The sequence below is a fragment of the Paraburkholderia sp. genome, from assembly GCF_026225065.1.
In the GTDB taxonomy this organism is placed as follows: Bacteria; Pseudomonadota; Gammaproteobacteria; order Burkholderiales; family Burkholderiaceae; genus Paraburkholderia.
Genome location: NZ_JAMFSB010000121.1, coordinates 15213 through 29593, shown reverse-complemented (window position 1 = coordinate 29593; position 14381 = coordinate 15213). Strand labels below are relative to the sequence as shown.

General features: G+C 63.8%; 13 protein-coding genes and 1 pseudogene. 2 read left to right on the top strand and 12 right to left on the bottom strand.

Annotation, left to right across the window (positions count from 1 at the left end):
- Nucleotides 1-661: 661 nt before the first annotated feature.
- The 3 genes from gph to M0954_RS09830 form a co-directional block, all read right to left on the bottom strand.
- Nucleotides 662-1372: a phosphoglycolate phosphatase gene (gph, locus tag M0954_RS09840; protein WP_297352913.1), complete on the bottom strand. Its 711-nt coding sequence runs from the start codon at nt 1370-1372 to the stop codon at nt 662-664.
- Entirely contained in the window at nt 1369-2133 is a 765-nt protein-coding gene (locus M0954_RS09835; protein WP_122151726.1) for an HAD family hydrolase, read from the bottom strand. Before M0954_RS09835 ends, gph begins: the two co-directional genes overlap by 4 nt.
- A 149-nt stretch (nt 2134-2282) precedes the next feature.
- Nucleotides 2283-3038 (bottom strand): energy transducer TonB, encoded by a 756-nt coding sequence (locus tag M0954_RS09830; RefSeq protein ID WP_297352911.1) that lies wholly within the window; start codon nt 3036-3038, stop codon nt 2283-2285.
- Between the two features lie 215 nt (nt 3039-3253).
- Here M0954_RS09830 and M0954_RS09825 point away from each other — a divergent pair, with 215 nt between their 5' ends.
- On the top strand, nt 3254-4402 hold the full coding sequence (locus tag M0954_RS09825) for a beta-propeller fold lactonase family protein (RefSeq protein ID WP_297352909.1): 1149 nt from the start codon (nt 3254-3256) through the stop codon (nt 4400-4402).
- On the opposite strand, the gene M0954_RS09820 is transcribed toward M0954_RS09825, so the two are convergent.
- Nucleotides 4399-6759 carry a TonB-dependent receptor gene (locus M0954_RS09820; RefSeq protein ID WP_297352907.1) on the bottom strand — a complete coding sequence of 787 codons (2361 nt, stop codon included), beginning with the start codon at nt 6757-6759 and terminating at the stop codon, nt 4399-4401. The genes M0954_RS09825 and M0954_RS09820 overlap by 4 nt on opposite strands.
- 217 nt (nt 6760-6976) lie before the next feature.
- Here M0954_RS09820 and M0954_RS09815 point away from each other — a divergent pair, with 217 nt between their 5' ends.
- Nucleotides 6977-7996, top strand: a complete 1020-nt coding sequence (locus M0954_RS09815; protein ID WP_122151721.1) for a histidine kinase — start codon at nt 6977-6979, stop codon at nt 7994-7996.
- Here M0954_RS09815 and M0954_RS09810 read toward each other — a convergent pair.
- The 8 genes and pseudogenes from M0954_RS09810 to fhcD all read right to left on the bottom strand — a co-directional run bounded on the left by M0954_RS09810 (nt 7966) and on the right by fhcD (nt 14368).
- Entirely contained in the window at nt 7966-8628 is a 663-nt protein-coding gene (locus M0954_RS09810) for a response regulator transcription factor (RefSeq protein ID WP_122151719.1), read from the bottom strand. The genes M0954_RS09815 and M0954_RS09810 overlap by 31 nt on opposite strands.
- A gap of 2 nt (nt 8629-8630) precedes the next feature.
- Entirely contained in the window at nt 8631-9869 is a 1239-nt protein-coding gene (pqqE, locus tag M0954_RS09805) for a pyrroloquinoline quinone biosynthesis protein PqqE (RefSeq protein WP_297352905.1), read from the bottom strand.
- A 4-nt stretch (nt 9870-9873) separates the two neighbouring features.
- A complete protein-coding gene (gene pqqD / locus M0954_RS09800) occupies nt 9874-10164 on the bottom strand; it encodes a pyrroloquinoline quinone biosynthesis peptide chaperone PqqD (protein ID WP_297352903.1) in 291 nt (96 codons plus the stop codon).
- Nucleotides 10161-10913: pseudogene (gene pqqC, locus M0954_RS09795) on the bottom strand (pyrroloquinoline-quinone synthase PqqC). The gene pqqD and the pseudogene pqqC overlap by 4 nt, the downstream one beginning before the upstream one ends.
- A gap of 64 nt (nt 10914-10977) precedes the next feature.
- A complete protein-coding gene (gene pqqB / locus M0954_RS09790; RefSeq protein ID WP_133891996.1) occupies nt 10978-11898 on the bottom strand; it encodes a pyrroloquinoline quinone biosynthesis protein PqqB in 921 nt (306 codons plus the stop codon).
- A 13-nt stretch (nt 11899-11911) separates the two neighbouring features.
- Nucleotides 11912-12478, bottom strand: coding sequence for a cytochrome b (locus M0954_RS09785; RefSeq protein WP_297352901.1), 567 nt, complete (start codon nt 12476-12478; stop codon nt 11912-11914).
- Between the two features lie 76 nt (nt 12479-12554).
- Nucleotides 12555-13400: a formylmethanofuran dehydrogenase subunit C gene (locus tag M0954_RS09780; protein WP_297352900.1), complete on the bottom strand. Its 846-nt coding sequence runs from the start codon at nt 13398-13400 to the stop codon at nt 12555-12557.
- Nucleotides 13397-14368 carry a formylmethanofuran--tetrahydromethanopterin N-formyltransferase gene (gene fhcD / locus M0954_RS09775; protein WP_133891994.1) on the bottom strand — a complete coding sequence of 324 codons (972 nt, stop codon included), beginning with the start codon at nt 14366-14368 and terminating at the stop codon, nt 13397-13399. Before fhcD ends, M0954_RS09780 begins: the two co-directional genes overlap by 4 nt.
- Between the last annotated feature and the right edge of the window lie 13 nt (nt 14369-14381).

Genomic DNA, 14381 nt, shown 5'->3' with positions numbered 1-14381 from the left:
GCGGCTTGAGTCGTGAGTGGCTCTCAAGCCGGAAGACGCGGCCAAGCGGTCTCTTATCGAGACCTTGTTGCGAAGTTTCGGCTTTCACTGGCTGCTACGTACCCGTCATCTTCTCGGGAGGACGTGTTGGCCCATCTTCTCAATCGGGGAATCGCCGCTCCGGTCGGTTCTGATCGGACCGTGTTGGAAGGAGCCTCACGGTATCGACGACGGTATCATCTTCACAAATCGCCTTGAGGTACCCCATCTTCATGGTAGTTTAAACAGAGGGGGCATTGACTTTCCATTGCGATCCGCAGAAAGCACGCTAAGTGCTGGCAGGATTTTTCGGTATCACTGACGGTATCGTCATCAAATGAACTGGCGGAACCGCCGTCTCCACGGGGCTCTGGCCTGGTGATTGACGACTGAGTGGAATATTGCGCTGAAAAAAGATCGCTGGCAAAGACCGTCGTCCGCGGGAGCGCAGGAAGGTAGCGTGTCGCGCCCGGTGGTATTTCTGGTGGTATGTTTTTCGGCGCGAGAGTTCGGATGCTTGATGGTGAAGGATGACGCGACCGTATTCGAGTCCGGTCCCGCACCAGGAAACCTTCCGCCTGACTCCTGCAAATTCCTCGCCCCCTTGATGCCCCACTCTTCGAAGGTTTTTCCTGTCGCGAAGCTATCGCAGGAGCGCACTCCGGCATGAAAGAATCGCGGGCATGGCCGCGAGTGAATCGATCAGACCATCGCATTCCAGGGCCGCCGGTCCGTCCGGTCCGGCATAGCCATAGGTCACAATGAACACCGGTAGACCGGCCGCCCGCGCGGCAATGACGTCAACAGGAGAATCACCGACCAATACGCTGTTTTCAGGCGCCACGTCGAGCAACCGGCACGCGTGCCACAGCGGTTCCGGATCGGGCTTCATTCTGGCGACCGAGTCCCCGGCAACCAGCACATCGAGGTAGCAGGCGAGCCCGGTCATGAGCAGGAGCCGCGCGGCCAGTTCCTTCGGCTTGTTGGTGACGCAGGCAAGCCGGTATCCAAGCCGCTGCAGCTCGCCAAGACCAGCGGCCACGTGAGGGAAAACGTGGCCGAGGCGTCCATTGGTCCGCACATAGTGGCGATGGAACACGTCCAGCGCATGGTCTGCGTCGACTCGCCGATCCAGCCCGGCCGCTTCCAGCGAGCGTCGAACCAGGTTGGGCACGCCCTTGCCGATAAAGCCGCTGGCGGTCGCGAACGGCAACGGTGCCGTACCGAATTCGCGGAGCATCTGGCTGACCGCCTCGACGATGTCCGGCGCGGTGTCGACCATCGTGCCGTCCAGATCGACCAGCACGGCGCTGGCGCGCATGCCTGTCACGAAAGACTTCTGTTGCACACTCATGCCAACTCGGTCAGCGCGTGGCGATGCCACTGACGCAAGGTGGCCAGATCGACCCAGCCGGCTTGTTCATTCGGCACAGACGAAGGAACCGGCGCGTGCGGCTCGCCCAGGTGAGGCAGCACGGCCAACGCGCCGCCGAAGTCATCCTGCGACGTGTACGCGGTCGGCGTTACGACGGTCGGGACACCGGCCGCGCGTGCCGCGCGCAGCCCATTCTCGGAGTCCTCGAAGGCAACGCAGTCCGGGCCTTTCAACCCGAGCTGCCGCAGCACGTCGAGGTAGACGTCGGGCGCGGGCTTCTTCGCGCGGGTCGTGCCTGCATCGCAAATGGCGGCGAAGCGGGTGCGCCAGGCCGGCCCGAACGGCGCGCGCAGCAGGGCGTCGAGGTTTGCTGGCGTGGTGGTGGTTGCGATTGCCAAGGGAAGGGCGGCTGCCTGCGCCTCGGCAATCAGACGCGCAATGCCCGGCCGCAAGGGCAACCCGCCATCCCGCACGCGCGCCGCGTAATGACGGGTCTTGATTGCATGCACGGCGTCGATCACCTCGCTCACGCGCATGCCGTCCGCTTCCTCCGGATCGGCGACGTGCCAGTAGTGCAGTAAGCGCTCCTTACCGCCCGCCACCTTGAGAAGACGCGTATAGAGCGCCTCGTCCCAGAACCAGCCGAGACCGACTTCGGCGAATGCGGCATTGAAGGCCTGCAGATGGACAGTCTCGGTATCGGCAAGTGTGCCGTCGACGTCGAAGATCAAGGCGTGCATGGTCCGTTCCTCTCCTTGGTTCATGTAGCCACGATAGCGAAGACGGATGCCGATTTGAATTCAGAGATTCTTTGGACTCCGGTAAGACATCCTTTAGTTTGCTACGGCGAGCACACGCCGTGCGGCTGCAGTGCCAGCTCGGTGATCTGTTATTGGGTCAAGGCGAAGACGAACGATTGCGAATAAGCAGCACGTACCGCCTCGCCGTTTTCCCTGTACGGTTGACAGACTCCGGCATGGATGGCGGCGAGCGCTGCGTCGTCGAGCCGGGGATAGCCGCTGCTCTTTTGCAGTTGAGCGGTTTCGATCTGGCCGCTCAGACCTACGACGAACCGGATGATTGCGGTGCCGCTTTCATTGCGGCGCTTCGATACGTCGGGATAGTCCGGCCTAGGGATATCGCAGTCGACGTGCGATACGGTCTTTGGCGTGCCCAATGCAGGCACCGTGCGCTCGGTGGCGCTCGCGGATGAATTCGTTGCTGGAGTCGCGAGCAGGGGCGCAGCAGCAACGGGCGGAGCCGCGGCACCAGGCGCTGGCGCAGTTTCTCCAGATGGCGCCTGTACGCCCGGCACACTCGGCACATGCACTGCCGTGCTGCGCGGCTGCTTGAGACGAGGCTGAGGCAGCGGTTTGCTACGTACCGGTCGATGCAAGGTTTGCGGTGCTGCAACTACGGCGGCCGGAGCAGGCACCGCAGGCACGACAGATGCAACAGCCTCCGGCTCATCTCTCAACAGCCTCGCAACGATGGTCCGCGCTTCGACGGTTCGCTCGACCGTCCTGTCCCGCGTCGCTAACGCCCACACGAGCAGGCCAGCATGAGCGGCAATCACGAGGCCCAGTACCACGACGATTCGCAGGCGCCGTGCCGCATCGATCACGGTATCTCCAGCCGTCGCCATCGCAAGCTCCAGCATGACGGTCGAGGCCTCGCATTGGCCACCTCCGCGATTATTTTCCACCCCTGCAGCGCGTTTTAGTACTGCCGCTGGCCCCACCGTATCAATTCGGGAAAATCTCCCGTCCGATGTCCGTTGTCAAACGGTCCTCCAATGGACTACTTTGCTTGAAGGACGCGAGTTTTCGCGGCGCAGCGTTTTCACTACGGAGTACAACAATGCTGGAGACACGGTTTCGTATCACAACACCCGGGCGTTTTCTCTCTTTCGCTGTCATCCCCGCTGTTACCACCTCAGTTACGACCGCGGTGACGACGTTAGCCGCCGCCGTCACCGCGATTGCGTTCGCCGCGAGCACGGCCTGGGCTGCCGCTCCCACGGCCTACGTGACGAGCGAGAAGGCCGGTGTCGGCGTGATCGATCTGGACCAGATGTCGCTGACAAAGACGTTTCCGGTCGGCGCAGACGGCCCGCGTGGCCTGAGTCTGAACAGGGACGGCAGCCGGCTTCTGGTAGCCAACAAGAATACCGGCGACATGGCGGTGATCGACACGGCTTCGGGTGAAGTCGTGCAGCGTGTGAAGATCGGCAAAAACCCCGAATATGTGCGCGTGCACAACGGCTACGCCTATGTCACCTACGAGCCCGGCGAAGAGGGCGGTCCGCCCCCGGCGAACGGAGCCAGTGCGGACAATGGCAAACCGGGTGCCGCTGACGATGACGCCAGCAAGCCGCCTGCGGAAATCGCGATTGTCGATATGAAGACGTGGCACGTGATTCGTTCGGTGACGAGCGGCCATGAAACCGAAGGCATCGAATTTTCACGCGACGGCAAGTCGATGCTCGTCACCAATGAAGGCGACGATACGATCTCGGTCTATCAGGCTCGCACGGGCGCCTCGCTCAGAACCGTGAAGCTCGCGGCAGGCGGCCGTCCACGCGGCATTCGCCTGTCGCCGGACGGCAAGGTCTATATCGTCACGCTCGAGTCGCTCAGCAAGTTCGTAGTGGTCGATTCGCACACGTTCGAGGTCCTCAAGACCGTCGATACGAAGCTCGGGCCGTACGGGGTTGCGTTCGGACCGAACGGCAAGCGGCTCTTCGTCGCCGCGGCGCGCGACAAGACGGTCCAGGTGTTCGACGGGCACAGCTACGAGCATATCGCCGACGTCCCGGTCGGACAGCGTTGCTGGCACTTCAGCTTCACGCCGGACGGCACGAAGCTGCTGGTGGCATGCGGGCGCTCCGATTCAGTCTACGTGCTCGATGCGCAGAACTATCAGCCGATCAAGCAGATCGGCGAATTGCCGCTGGCCTGGGGCATCGTCACCTATCCGCCTAGCGACGGATCGATTGAATCGCACTAGTCCCAGGCGTAGCGCAGGCCGACGTAGAAACCACGCGGCGCGCCCGGTCCGACGAATTGTTCGTTGATCGGGTTCGCGCCGTCGAACGTATGATTCGGGCCGTTGAAGAAATTCTCGCCGAGTACGCCGAAGCTTTCGTACTGCTTGTTGAGCAGATTCGATAGGGTTGCGAAGACCTGCAACTGTTTCGTCACCTGGTATGAACTGTCCAGATCGATCAGGAAGTAGCCGGAAATCTTGCCGTTCACATCCTGATTGTTTTCGTCGCCCTGTGCGTAGATGCCGCCGCGCCAAGTCAGGTTGGTGCCGATGTTCCACTTCGAAAACGGCGTGTAGTCGAGTCGCAGTTTGACGGTGGTCGCCGAGATGCCTGGGATATGGTCGCCCGGCTTGACGGTAATGTTGCCATTGGCGTCGGCGCTCGAGTTGCTCGGGCTGCTTTCGGTCCATGTCGAGCGGTAGGTGGCATCGACGTAGCTGTAACTGGCGGTCACCCCGACCGGGCCGATCTGGCTGCGCCCGGCCAGTTCGACGCCCTGGCGGCGGGTCTGGCCGACGTTCTGGAAAAAGCCCTGAGTGCTCGTCGCGCTGCTGATGAACTCGATATCGTTGTCGAGATTCGTGCTGTACGCCGCGGCGCTCCAGTTGGTAGCGTTGCCGATGCGCCCGCGTGCGCCGATCTCGAAGGTCTTCGAGATCACAGGCTGCAGCGCCGGGTCCGCGACGAAATCGTTCGGCAGCGAGCAGGGGGCGGCCGGATCGGCACAGGTCAGCTCGATGGCAGTCGGCGTGCGCATCCCTTCGTTATAGGTCGCATAGGCCGTGAAGTTATTGGTCGGATTCCAGTTGACGCCGACGGCCGGATTGAAGCGCGAAAACGTATCGTGGCCATCGAGCTGGGGTTGCAAGCCGCTGTCGTCGCCGATGTTGGCCTCCGCCCAGTTGTAGCGGCCCGCTAGCGTCAACGACCACTGCTTGGTGATGGTCAGGGTGTCGGTGAAATAGACACCATAGTTGCCGTCATGGGTTCGGGCATCGGTCTGCTGGGAGAAGCCGCCCACGCCGATCGTCGCACGCGTAGGCGTGAAAAACGCATCCTGCTCCGATTCCGTGTAGTGGGAGTTGGCGAGGTCGGCGGCCACGCCCGCGACGAACTGGTTTTGCATGCCGCCGAGCTGCCCGAGTAACGTCAGTTGCAGGCTGGCGCCGTAGCTGTCGGTGGAAACGGTCGATTTCGCGTTGGTGGCCTGGAGCGTATCGACGGTTCCATCCGGATTCAGCGAGCCGAAATCCGTGTTGTTGTTGCTGCTGATGTTGGTGTTGAGGAACTGCCGGTAGTAGACGTTGCCGCTCAGCTCGACATGGTCGTTGAAGAAGTGATCGCCGGAAAGCGTGGCATAGCCGACGCTGTTCTCATTCTGGTCCGGGTAGGTGTAAGGTTGCTTCGGATTGCTGAGGAACGAACGCGGAATGGTCTGCGTGCCTTGCAAGTCGTTGTCCGCGCCTCCTGCGGAGAACGACAGCGTGGTGTCGGCGTCGGTGTAGCGCAGCTTGCCGAAGGCCTGCCGCAGCCGGCTCGGATTCCGCTCGGCCCAGCCGTCGTCGTTCTGGGCGTCGGCAGTCACGTAGTAATCCAGATTGTCCCCAATCGTGCCGCCCTGTTCGATCTGGGCAGTCTTGCGGCCCCACGAGCCGGCCGTCACCTCGGCCTCGCCGCCGGGGCTGGTCTTGCCGTTTTTCGTCGTGATCGAAATCGCACCGCCGAGCGTGTTGAGCCCGTAGGTCGGATTGGAACCCGGAATCAGCTGGATCGTATCGACCGCCTGCTGCGGAAACAGGTCCCAGTTCACGACGTCGCCGAACGGTTCGTTCACGCGTACGCCGTCGACGAACACGGACAAGCCCTGTGGTGTGCCGAGCAGCGGCGATGCGGTAAAGCCGCGATAGTTGATGTTGATCTGATAGGGGTTGCCCTGGGCATCGGAGATATCGACGCTCGGCAGGTTCTTCGCGAAGTAATCGATCAGCGTGCTGCGGTGCTGCTTTTCGATGTCCTTCGAGCGCACCGTCTGCACGTTGGCCGGCACTTGCGACAAGGGAGTGCCGATGCCGAGCAGCGGTGTGGTGCCGACCACGACGACCGGCGCGAGCTGCACCGTGGGTGTCTCCGGACTCGCGCCGGCGGGCGCTGGGGACGATGCCGCCACGGGCGGCGCCGCCGTTTCGGCCTGAGCCCATGCCGTGACGGAGAGGCTCGCCAGGGCGCCGCTAAAGCAGAGGGTGAAACCGGCACGCCGCCTGAAACGGGGTAAATCCGATAGGCGGGGCGAGCGGCGGGTGCGGGATGGCACGTTCATCGTTTTGTCTCCGGCCGGATTGACGCTATCTTCGATAACGCAGCCGCGTGGCGGCATGCGTAGCGCTTTCTTTCTGTGTGTAAAGCTTCGCATACGCCGCCGCGCGAAGCACGGGAGCTTTTCCCGATATCGGGGGGAAGTGTTCCCAAACGCGCTGCAACAAACTGCTGTGTGCGAGCGGCCTGAGTAGAATGCAAACGTGACGGATGCAAAGGTGATGGCAAGCGACCCCTCGAACCCTTCTTCAGCGCGACCCGCTTCACCGCATTCGACGGTGCGGCGCGACCTTGCGTGGGTGCTCGCGCTGACTGTGCTCGCCGCCGTATTGAGCGTGACATTCGATTTCAGCGAGCACGCCTATCGCTGGACGCGGGGTCTCGAGCGCTTCCAGCTCGACGAATTGCCGGGCACGCTGTGCGTGCTCTCCATCTGCCTTGCCTGGTTCGCATGGCGCCGCTATCGCGAGACACGCCGCGAGCTGAGCCGCCGCTGCGTGCTGGAAGCGCAGGCCGAACGCCTGCTCGCCGACAACCGGCGTCTCGCCAATCAGGCCTTGCAGGCGCAGGAACTCGAGCGCCGCCATCTGGCGCGTGAACTGCACGATGAACTGGGCCAGTACCTGAACGCGATCTCGCTCGACGCCGCGCGCATCCGCGATCTGTCCAGCGGGCGCGAGCCGGAGGTGCATCGCGTATCGCTCGGTCTCATGCAGAGTGCGAGCCACGTCTATCGGCAGATTGGCGGCATGGTCCGGCGTTTGCGGCCCATCGGCCTCGACGAGTTCGGCCTGCCGAGCGCGCTCGAGCACTGTGTCGACGGCTGGCGCGAGCGGCTGCCGGATGCGTCGTTCTCGCTGGCGATCGAAGGGGATTTCGCGGGTCTGAGCGATGCGCTGACCATCACGCTTTACCGGCTCGTGCAGGAAGGGCTGACCAATGTCTCGAAGTTTGCCCGCACCTCACGCGTGGAAGTGTTCCTGGTGCGTGCGCCGCGCGAGGCTCAGGAGCCGCAGGACCGGCAGGACGCCCGCCTCATCGATGAAATTGTCGTCACGATGGCCGACGACGGTCCCGGCACCGATCTCGAGAAGCCTCGCGGCGGACTCGGCCTGATCGGCATGCGCGAGCGCGTCGAGGCGCTAGGTGGCGAATTTCACGTGGCGAGCAAGCCGGAAGGCGGATTCCTGTTTTGCGCGCGGGTGCCCGCTCATGCGGGGCTTGCCGAACCCGTGAACTGAAGCCCGAGGCGGTTCGCCATCTGTGCGAGCTGCACGCCGTTGTCGGCGCCGAATTTCTGCCGGATCACGGACTGGTGATTGGCCACCGTCTTCTGGCTGAGTCCCAGTTTCTCGGCGATGCTCGGCAGCGTGTAACCCTGCACCAGCAGACGCAGCACCTCGAACTCGCGCGCCGACAACTGCCGTCCGGGCGGGCCATCGCTGAAGGCGTTGCGCAGCGCGAGCGCCTGCGAGATATCGGGGCTTAGATAGCCCGCGCGCCGGGCAATGGTGCGCACGGCTTCCACCAGTACGTCGGGCGCGCTGGCCTTGGTGACGTAGCCGAGGGCGCCGGCGTCGAGCGCGCGGCGCACGAAGATCGTATCCTCATGCACGCTGAAGATCAGCACGCGCGCATCGGGCTCACGCGCGAGCATGCGCCGCATCGCTTCGATGCCGCTTGCGCCCGGCAACGAAACGTCCATCACCACCACATCGGGCCGCAGCGTGCAAAAACGCTGATAGGCCTGCGCGGCGTCGGCCGCCTCGCCGCACACATGCACGTCGGCATTCAGTTCGAGCAGGCGCCGGTAGCCTTCCCGTACCACCGCATGGTCGTCGACGAGCAGGACGGAGATGTCTCCCGCAGCCATGGTCAGCCTCCTGTGTGGCCGTTGCCGTTGCCGTGGCCGCTTATCTCGCCACTTGTCCCGCCGCTCGCCGCAGCAGACGCGAGCCGCCGCGAGTTGGCGTCGTTGCGAAACAGGATCGGCTGCTCGTGCGGCAGGTCGGCGGCGGCCGCGCGCCGTGCCACGTTCACGACTTTCACCACGGTGTCATGCGATGGCGATTTGTCGCAGACCGGATCGGCATTGGCCGGGTCGCCTGTCAGCATATAGGCCTGGCAACGACAGCCGCCCAGGTCGTGTTCCTTTTCGTCGCAACTGCGGCAGGGCTCCTTCATCCAGGCGAGGCCACGAAAGCGGTTGAACGCGTCGCTCTCGTACCAGATCTCGCGCAGCGGGGTGTCTTTGACGTTCGGCAGCACGAGGCCGGGCAGACTGCGTGCGGCGTGACAGGGCAGCGCCGCGCCGTCCGGGGCGACACCAAGAAACACGGCGCCCCAGCCGTTCATGCAACGCTTCGGGCGACGTTCGAAATAGTCCGGCACGACAAAGAAGATCTTGCAGCGCTCACCATGCGTGCGGCGGTAACGCTCTACAACCGCTTCGGCTTCGTCGAGCTGTTCACGCGTCGGCATCAACTGCGCTTCGTTTTGATGCGCCCAGCCGTAGTACTGCGTGTTGGCGAGCTCCAGGTACTCGGCGCCCATCGCCAGCGCCATGTCGATGATCTTGTCGACGTGCGGCAGGTTGTAGCGATGCAGCACGCAATTGAGCACCATCGGAAAGCCGTGCTGTTTGATCGATGCGGCCACGCGTTGTTTCAGTTCGAAGGTGCGGGTGCTGCTGAGGAAGTCGTTCAGCTGCTGGGTCGAATCCTGGAACGACAACTGGATATGGTCGAGGCCGGCGGCCTGCAGGTCATCGAGACGCTTATCGGTGAGGCCGACACCGGAGGTGATCAGATTCGTATAAAAACCGAGCTTGCGAGCCTCGGCGACCAGCACTTCGAGATCGTCGCGCACGAGCGGCTCGCCGCCTGAAAACCCGAGTTGCGCGGCGCCGAGCGCGCGCGCCTCGCGCAACACGTTGAGCCACTGTTCCGTGCTGAGCTCGCGGCTGTGATCCGTGTAGTCGATCGGGTTGTAGCAGAACGCGCAGTGCAGCGGGCAGCGATAAGTCAACTCCGCGAGCAGCCAGAGCGGCAGCGGGATCCCGTCGGGGACCCCTTGAGGCTGGGCAGCGGCGGCAGGTTGTGAAAGGTCCGTCATGGCGCTACTCCAGCCAGCCGCGCGACTGCGCGTCGGCAACGAACGCACGCACTTCGGGACCGAGCCCGGTGGTGTTGAACGCCTGCTCCAGGTCGGCAATCAGTGTGTTGATATCGCGTGTGCCGTCGCAACGCTTGAGAATCTCTCCCGCGCTCTGATTGAGCTTCACCATGCCTTCGGGATAGAGCAGCACGTGAGCGTTCTGAGCCGGCTCCCATTGCAGGCGAAAGAGCTTGCTGATCGTCGGACAATCGGCGGTTGGCGTGGCGCCGCCGGCGCGTGTCAGGTCGTTCATTGCGGGAAAGCCTTTTCGATCGAATCGAGCATGGTCCACAGGATGTCGAGCTTGAATTGCAGGATTTCGAGCGCGCGTTCCTGCTGCTCGCGCCGCGTGAAATGATCGAGCGTGACTTCGAGCCCGTGCTGCACGTCGCGCTGCGCAAGCTAAATGCGCGAGCGGAAATACGCAAGACCTGAAGGCTCGATCCATGGATAGTGTTCCGGCCAGCTCGCGAGCCGGTCACGATGCACCTGGGGTGCGAACATTTCGGTGAGCGACGAGCAGACCGATTCCTGCCACGGCGCGCGGCGCGCGAAATTCACATAGGCGTCGACCGCGAAGCGCACCCCGGGCGTCACCTGCTTCAACGACCACAGGTCGTCACGCGACAGGCCGACTGCGTCGCCAAGACGCGCCCATGTTTCGATGCCGCCTTCCTCGTCGCCATAGCCGTCGTGATCGAGAATGCGCAGCACCCAGCGGCGGCGCGTTTCGCGATCCGGGCAATTCGACAGCACGGCCGCATCCTTTAGCGGAATATTGATCTGGTAGTAGAAGCGATTGGCGACCCAGCCGCGAATCTGCTCGCGCGAGCAGCCGCCGCTATTCATCTTCACGTTGAATGGATGATGGATGTGATACGCCGTGCCTTTCGCGCGCAACTGTGCTTCGAATTCCTCGCGGGTCCAGGCGGGCTGGCCGCCATCTCCACTTGTCTCTGCATCCTGCCGCGGCGCCGTGCCCAAGATGTCTTTTGCGTTCATGCCCTCTCCGTTTTGTACTTTACAGCTGCGTTTCCAGACTGCAGCCTGACTTCACAGCCTCACGTCATATCTCGAACGTCATTCCGTCGTATGCCACTTCGATTCCGTGTTCAGTCAGGATGCGGCGCTCGGGCCCGTCCTCGACGAGAATCGGATTGGTGTTGTTGATGTGAATCAGCACCTTGCGGACATGGCGTGCCTCGAGTGAGTCCAGCACTTCGATCATGCCGCCCGGGCCGGACTGCTCCAGATGGCCCATATCCGCAGCGGTCTTCTTCGAGAGGCCGAGGCGGATCATTTCGTCGCCGGTCCACAGCGTGCCGTCGACGAGCAACAGATCCGCCTCACGCATCGCGGCGAGCACATGCGCTTCGATCGCTCCGAGTCCGGGCGCGTAGAACACGCGCTTGCCGGTTTGCCGGTTCGTGAAGACCAGTCCGATGTTGTCGCCGCGCTCGGGTGCATGCCGATGCGGCGAGTAGGGCGGCGCCTTGCTCGACAGCGGCAACGCGTCGATCTGCACACCGTTAAGCGCGGCTACGGCTAGCGGCGCGCCGTCGAGCGCGATGCGGCGATGCTCTACGCCGCAATAGTGCGAGAGAATCGGTGCGACTGGAAAACCGCTGCACAGGTCCTGCCATACCGCATCGGTCGCGTAGAGCGGCAGTGGCGTGTCGCGTTCGCGCAGCATCAGCAGGCCGGTGACGTGGTCGATCTGTGCGTCGATTACCAGCACCGCGGCAATCCCGCTATCGCGCGCGCGGCGGGCCGGCTGCAGATCGGGGTTGGCGGCGATCTGCGCGAGCAGATCGGGTGACGCGTTGACGAGCAGCCAGTCCTCGCCGTTCGCGCTCACCGCGATCGACGATTGCGTGCGGCGCGTCGCCTTTAGCGTGCCGCGCCGCACGCCGTCGCAATTGCGGCAATTGCAGTTCCATTGCGGGAAGCCGCCGCCCGCCGATGAGCCGAGTACCTTGATCTTCATGGTGCGCGCCGCATCATGGCAGCATCCTCGCGAGCAGATTGTCGCGATCGATCCACTGGTGCTTGAGCGCGCCCGCGACGTGCAGCGCAATCAGTACGATCAGCGTATAGCCGATCGCCTTATGAAGACCGAAGAAGAGTTCGCGCAAGCCTGCATCGTCCCAGCCCCACTGCGGCAACGCGAGGCCCCAGAAGCGTGTCCCAAAGCGGTTGAACGACGAACCGAGATACCCGCACAGCGGCATCGCGACCATTGCGACATATAAAAGGCCCTGCGTAGTGCGCGCGGCGGCGCGTTGCCACGGTCGCATCGGCGGCAGGGGCGGCCGGTGGAGGGCCACACGCGCCATGATGCGGAGAAGCACCAGCAGGAAAACCGTCAGTCCGACCGACTTGTGAAGGTTGAGCAACGTCGCCTTGAGAGGCCAACCCTTTGGCAGTCCGACCATATAGAGTCCGAGCGCGAGCAGGCCGATGATGCCAAGTGCAATCAGCCAATGCAGCGCGATCATCGAGCCGGCATAGCGCGGCGCGGATGCGTCGGCGCCCGGCTGTGCGGGGCGAGAATGCGCCATCGTCATATCTGTCTCCTTCGTTATCCGGTGTTTCTGTCGAACACTGTCTGACTGCGTGTATTGCGGGGCGTGCTTGCGGCGGCTAGCTCACGACCAGTATTTCGCCTCGTCCGTCGACCGCGAGATCGCCCGCATAGCGGGTCGGCAAACCCGCTGTGCGCCACTGCGAAAAGGGTGCGATCTCATCGGCGAGACTGCGCACGAGGAGCGCCCAGAACACATCGAATCCGCGACCGCCTTCGGTGAACGTCGGCGGCAAGTGCGTGGGCCGTTGGCTGAGCAGAAGGGTGCCGCGCCTCATACCGTATGCATAATGCGCGCCCGGTTGACCGGCGATGCCGACGGTGCCGGCCACAAGCCGTGATGCGGCAAAATCTCCCGCGTTGCCGCCGACCAGCACGAGTCCGCGGCGCATGCGATCGGCGAGCCGCGCGCCCGCATTGCCGTGAATCGTCAGCGTGCCGCCGGTCATGCCTTCCATGTCGCCGGCGAGGGCGCCGGCGGCGAAGTCGCCGCTATGCCCGGTCACCGTCAGGCGGCCGCCGCGCATTTCGCAGGCGGTAAAGTGACCCGCGTCGCCCTCGATGTGCAATACGCCGCCCGCCATCTGGAAACCGCTGTAATCCCCGGTAGAACCGTGCACGAGGAGGTGGCCGTCCAGCATGCGCGCGCCAACGCGGTCGAGCCATGGCGCCGCGTTTTCGATCACCAGGGTGGCGCCGGTGTGCGGCGCATCAGATTCAGCGCTGGCTTCACTGCGCGACACGTCGAACACATCGCCCACATTACACCTGTCATTGCCCGCCGGCAGGACAATGCGCTCGATTTCTGCCGTGCTCATTGCCGCAAGCGGCGCCGGCAGCAAGGCAGACGCGTCGACGCGGAAACCGGGTGGCGTTGTCACGCGCAGCGTGATGCGAGGACTCATGCGCGGCTCCCGTCGAAGCCCGCTGTGGCGCCCGCCGCGAGACTGTGCAGATGGAAGTGGTAAGGCCCCAGCTTGCCGCCGTAGTTGCCGGCGGAAATCCGCAGCAGGCCCGCTGCCCTTCCGAGCCCGACGGCCGCGCCGATACCCGCGCTCATCGCCGCACCGACATCCGCGTCGGTGAGCCCGTCGATCACGATTTCGAGCACACATCCGACTTCTGCGCTCAGTTCGCTGCGCGCGGAGAGACCCGTGAGGGTCGGACAGAACGCGTCGTTGGTGGAGGCGCTCGCTCCCCGATATTTCGAGCCGACCTTCGATCCCGACCGGACCACGCCGCCCGGGAACGGCATGACTACGTTCGGCAGCCGGCGCATCGCTGCGACCGCAGCTTCGGCGGCGGCGAGTGCGGCGTCGATATCGCGCGCCAGCAGGATCAGGTTGCCGCCGCCCACGGCCTTGACGGTAAGCGCCGTCTCTGCGCAGACGAACTCGCCGTCCATCACCGGCACGCGCCAATAACGCGTGTCGCCGAGCATCTTGGAGATCTGCCAGCCGTCGCCGAAAAAACGCAGTCCGCTGCCGAGCGACGCCCGATCGGAAAGCGGTGCGCGGCTCGTCTCAGGATCGATACCGCCATACACGGCAGTGGTCGGACACGTGAGCACGCATTGTCCGACGCGCCGTTCGATCTGTTTGGCCAATTCCTTCGATGACACCGCAAATAGCAGCACCGTGACCCCAGGGCGGCCATCGGGCGTTTCCGCGGCTGCCAGCGTTCGCTCGATACCGGCCTCGCAGCCGCAGCCGATCACCGAGGTCGCGAACCCGGTCAGGGAGATGGCGGCGTTCATGGCCCACGTCAGCGTATGGGCGGTGATGACGAGCCGCGTCGCCTTCATCGGAAACGCTTCCGCGAAAGTGGCGTCGATCGTGGTGCCGTTGATCTGCAGGGTCGCCGGCTCGCTCATGGTGTGTGGATCA